A 3,295-nucleotide genomic window follows, 5' to 3' on the forward strand; every position below is an offset into this window, starting at 1 on the left:
GAAATGGGGAAATGGGGAAATGGGGAAATGGGGAAATGGGGAAATGGGGAAATGGGGAAATGGGGAAATGGGGAAATGGGGAAATGGGGAAATGGGGAAATGGGGAAATTCAACTAAAACCCTAAAACCCTACCCCCTAACCCCTAACCCCTAACACCTGTCCCCTTTTAGGACATTTGGAAAATAAAAGTCATTTTGTCCCCTTTACCGAGGGAAATGCGATCGCCAGCCCGGAGACGATGACGATTGCCGGGGGGTAGGGGATTGTGATTAACGTAGGTTCCGTTAGCGCTGCCGCTGTCTTCGAGGTAATAGATGCCCGCTTCGACGCGGATATCGGCATGAACCCGGGAGACGATATCAGAATCGGGAAAACCGGAAACATCGATATCGGGGGGAATGCGATCGTTAGGTTTGCCGATATGAATTACCGATAGATGTAGGGGTAATTCAATTTTGCTATCGGTTTGCAGGTGCTGCAAACTAGCTATTTCCGTCTGTAAGCGGGTGGCAGCCGGAACTGGTGGAGGAGCAACAGGAGGAGGTGCGATCGAGGCGACGGTGGGTGTAGGGACTGGTGGGACGGGTTCCGGTTCCGGTTCCGGTTCGGCCTCGGCCTCGGCCTCGGCTGCCACCATGGCAAGGGAATTAGGCTGTAAATTGTAGCCACACTGACCGCAAAAGGTGGCATCAGTTTGGATGGTTGCCCCACAACTAGGACAGGAAGACATCCGCGGCAAGGGAGTGTAACAGGCCTCGCATTGACTGGCCTCATCGGGGTTAGTATGTTCGCAATTAGGACAAACGATCATTTTTAAGGAAAAAGGAAAAAGTTAAAAAGCAGATTAGGGTTTCGGTTTTAGGGTGTTAGGGTTTTGGGGTTTTATGGTGTTGGGGTGTTGGGGTGTTGGGGTGTTAGGGTTTTAGTTGAAATTCCCCCATTTCCTCATTCCCCCATTTCCCCATTCCCTCATTCCCCCATTTCCCCATTCCCCTATCCCCTAGACAAAAGAGGAACCAGCGGCCGCATCGAGTAACCAATATAATTCCCCGGCCGGGGGGTGGATGAGACGAGAAGGATAGGAGAAAGAGTCACCATAGGCAGAGAAAATCTCATGTAGAGCGGGGCGTTTACTTTCGCCGGCAGCGATAAAGATCACACAACGGGCCTGATTGATCAGGGGAACGGTAAAAGTTAAGCGGGGATTGCCGTCTTTCTCGCCGACGGTGATACAGCGATCGCTCACCGTTAAAGCTGCCGTGTGGGGAAAGAGAGAGGCGGTGTGACCATCATCGCCCATTCCCAATAAAATCAGGTCAAAAACGGGAAAATCGGGAGAATTGACCCCAAACCATTGGCGGAGATGATCATCGTATTTTTGGGCGGCCAGCTGGGGATCGGGGTCATCCGTGGGCATAGGATGAATATTAGCGGCCGGGATCGGTATGCGATCGAGCCATGCTAACCGGGCCATGCGTTGATTACTGTCAGGATGCTTGGGACTAACGTAGCGCTCATCTCCCCAGAAAACGTGAATTTTTGACCAGTCGAGGGGTTGAGAGGATAAAGCCTCGTAGAGAGGTTTCGGGGTACTACCGCCGGACAGAGCGATCGTAAAATAGTCCTGTTGGTCGAGGCTGGTTGTGATTTTTTCCAGAACCAGCGCCAGAGATTTTGCGATCAGAGCTTGTTTATCAGCTAAAACTTCCACCAATTTCTGCATGGGTTTTGTTATCAACTCAGGGGGCTGTCTTTACTATAGGCTAACCATTCAGGACTCATCTGAGAGCTTGGGAAAATTTTATTCTTTGAAAGGGATTAAGTTTACCGATACCATATTGAGGTAATATTTCTAGAGTCGATTCTCGAAGGGGGTTGACAAGCAGAACGATTTAACCATAGTGTTGGGCAGGAGGTCAAGCAAGAGTTAATTAGAAATTGCAGTTTGTCAGAGTGCCTCTCGGCAAAATCCTTCTGGGAACCCCCAGGGAGAACTTTTAAACAGGCTAATGAATCTATTCATTGACATACCATTACAGAAACAGCGATGAACAGCTTTACTTCTTTGTCCCTGAAATTAACGGGATTGGTTTTCATTATTTCCTTCCTTTTGGATGGGTTTATCCTGCCGCTGCCCTATCGATTCAGTCAATCCCAATGGCAGGTAGGGTTCGTCACCACCTTTGTCGATCGAGGAATTGTTCCTCTCCTGGGTATCGTTCTCGTTTTAATCGCTTACTGGATTGACTCTAACAATAGAGATGTCATTCCTAGAAAATCCCGCTTTGAATTGCGTTGGCCGATTTTTATTCTTTCCACACTGTTGGGTTTAGTTTTTCTGTTGATGATTCCTGTTCATATCAATAATATCAACCAGATTAAAAACAACGCTTTGACTCAAATTGAACAGGGTGTTGACCAAGGAGAGGGACAAATTCAAGCTTTCTTGGCCCAGATAAATACTCTATCGCAAAATCCCCAACTATTAGACCAGCAGATCTCTCAGAGAACTCAAGTGATTGAAACTGGTCGTTTCCAAGGACAACCGATCAGCACAGAACAGTTACAGACCCTCCGTCAACAAAGAGATCAATTAACCAATTTACGGGATTTATCCAAAAAACCGAAGGAGTTTAAACAGAAATTAGATGAGATCAAAAATCAGCTACAAACTCAGCTGCAAGATCGGCGAAAACAGGCAGAAAGCCAAGCTAACTTGGAGGCTTTGAAACAGTGGTTAAGAATTGGTATTCAAAGTATGTTGCTATCGATTTGCTATAGTTTGATCGGTTGGTTAGGCATTCGAGAACTAGGTAGTATGAAAAAACGCACCGCCTAAGAAGGGGGTTTATCTTAATGATGAAGTATAAAGTTTTCGTTTTCGGGAGTCAGAATTCTCCGAGTCAGGAGACGAGCGCACACAAGAGCATACTTCATCATAAGGATCAAATCTGTAACTACTTAAATATTCAGCCACAGGGTATCATTTGCTGATGCCCTTTTATTTATTAAACCTCTTGCATAATTAATTTTTGGTGGTTCAAAAACGTCCTATAAGCTGTTCGTAATTTAAATTGCTTGGGCCAGACGAGGCACTCTTGCAAGAGTGCAAGAGGCAAAGGGCAACACCCCCCCAACCCTAGTAGGGCTGATTCATTCTCCGAATCTAATTCTTTTTTGGTTCTTCGTTACTTGGTATGGTTCAATAGGGTGGCATAAATCGACTAAATCCTTATCTGGCAAGAGACTTAATTGATTAGCTAGTTCTAGATCGAAAACAATTGGCAAAAATCG

3 protein-coding genes are annotated in these 3,295 nt (G+C 46.3%); 1 reads left to right on the plus strand and 2 read right to left on the minus strand.

Annotation, left to right across the window (positions count from 1 at the left end; all coding sequences use genetic code 11):
• Positions 1-167 precede the first annotated feature (167 nt).
• Both EWV84_RS18575 and pgl read right to left on the minus strand, forming a co-directional pair.
• Positions 168-812, minus strand: a complete 645-nt coding sequence (locus tag EWV84_RS18575) for a double zinc ribbon and FHA domain-containing protein (RefSeq protein ID WP_287079257.1) — start codon at positions 810-812, stop codon at positions 168-170.
• A gap of 189 nt (positions 813-1,001) precedes the next feature.
• Positions 1,002-1,724: a 6-phosphogluconolactonase gene (pgl, locus tag EWV84_RS18580; RefSeq protein WP_286824700.1), complete on the minus strand. Its 723-nt coding sequence runs from the start codon at positions 1,722-1,724 to the stop codon at positions 1,002-1,004.
• 324 nt (positions 1,725-2,048) lie between these two features.
• Here pgl and EWV84_RS18585 point away from each other — a divergent pair, with 324 nt between their 5' ends.
• On the plus strand, positions 2,049-2,840 hold the full coding sequence (locus tag EWV84_RS18585) for an HpsJ family protein (RefSeq protein WP_287079259.1): 792 nt from the start codon (positions 2,049-2,051) through the stop codon (positions 2,838-2,840).
• Positions 2,841-3,295: the final 455 nt, after the last annotated feature.

The organism is Microcystis sp. M_QC_C_20170808_M3Col, from assembly GCF_007095505.1.
Taxonomy (GTDB): Bacteria; Cyanobacteriota; Cyanobacteriia; order Cyanobacteriales; family Microcystaceae; genus Microcystis.